We start from the raw sequence: 1,695 nt of genomic DNA on the forward strand, positions 1-1,695 counted from the left end.
GCTGCTATGCAGCTGCCTATCTAGCGAAGCTGGCATTGTAATCCAATTTTTGGTCGGATGACAAGCCAGTCGCACTCAGTGCGGCACCACCGTGCTCTTGGCCGCGGCCTCTTCCGGCTTGGCGGCCGCAACGGCCACCTCTTCGTCGGGCAACGGCGTTGGCATGGCTTCCAGGGCGACTTCGAGTACGCGTTCGATCCATYGGACCGGCACGATCTCGAGCTGGTTCTTCACGTTTTCGGGGATGTCCTGCAGGTCCTTGACGTTGTCTTCCGGAATCATCACGGTCTTGATACCACCACGGTGAGCGGCGAGCAGCTTTTCTTTCAGGCCACCGATGGCGGTGACTTCGCCGCGCAATGTGATTTCGCCAGTCATCGCGACATCGGCACGCACCGGGATGCCGGTCAGTGCAGACACGAAGGCAGTGGTCATCGCGGCACCCGCGCTCGGGCCGTCCTTGGGCGTTGCGCCGTCGGGCACGTGGACGTGCACGTCGCGCTTCTCGAAGACCTCGTCCTTGATGCCCAGGCGACGGGCGCGCGAACGCACCACCGTGCGAGCAGCCTCGACGGACTCCTTCATCACGTCACCCAGCGAACCGGTGCGGATGATGTTGCCCTTGCCGGGCATCGCGGTGGCTTCGATGGTCAGCAGATCGCCGCCCACTTCGGTCCACGCGAGACCGACCACCTGGCCGACCTGGTTCTTCTTCTCGGCACGACCGAAGTCGTACTTGCGCACACCGAGGAAGTCGTTGAGGTTGTCCTCGGTGACGGTGACCTTGCCTTCGTAGGTCTTGAGCTGGATGCCCTTGACCACCTTGCGGCAGATCTTGGACATCTCGCGTTCAAGCGAACGCACACCGGCTTCACGCGTGTAGTAGCGGATGATCCCGCGCACGGCGGACTCGGTGACATCCAACTCCTCGTCCAGCACGCCGTTGTTCTTGCGTTGCTTGGGCAGCAGGTAGGTCTGCGCGATGTTGACCTTCTCGTCCTCGGTGTAACCCGACAGGCGGATGACTTCCATGCGGTCCAGCRGGGCCGGCGGGATGTTCATCGAGTTGGACGTGGCCACGAACATCACATCCGACAGGTCGAAATCGACCTCGATGTAGTGGTCGCCGAAGGTGTGGTTCTGCTCCGGGTCCAGGACTTCCAGCAGCGCCGAGGACGGATCGCCGCGGAAGTCCATGCCCAGCTTGTCGATCTCGTCGAGCAGGAACAGCGGATTGCGCGTGCCAACCTTGGTCAGCGACTGCAGCACCTTGCCCGGCATGGAGCCGATGTAGGTGCGACGGTGGCCGCGGATCTCGGCTTCATCGCGCACGCCGCCCAGCGCCATGCGGATGAATTTGCGGCCGGTGGCGCGTGCCACGCTCTGGCCGAGCGAGGTCTTGCCGACGCCCGGAGGGCCGACCAGGCACAAGATGGGCGCCTTGACCTTCTCGACGCGCTGCTGCACCGCGAGATATTCAAGGATGCGGTCCTTGACCTTCTCGAGGCCGTAGTGGTCTTCGTTGAGCACGTCCTCGGCGTTCTTGAGGTCGTGCTTGATCTTGGTCTTCTTGCTCCAGGGCAGGTTGACCAGCGTGTCGATGTAGTTGCGCACCACCGTCGCACCTACATCGGCTCCATGCCGGGCAAGGTGCTGCAGTCGCTGACCAAGGTTGGCACGCGCAATCCGCTGTTC

Annotated in this window: 1 protein-coding gene; it reads right to left on the bottom strand. The window is 62.8% G+C overall.

Features of this window, described 5'->3' with window-relative positions; genetic code table 11:
• Positions 1-75: 75 nt before the first annotated feature.
• Positions 76-1,695: endopeptidase La (lon, locus tag ACXJKR_RS31695; protein WP_457326232.1), on the bottom strand; the 1,620-nt coding region annotated here is incomplete at its 5' end.

The sequence above is a fragment of the Roseateles sp. P5_E11 genome (genome assembly GCF_054049355.1).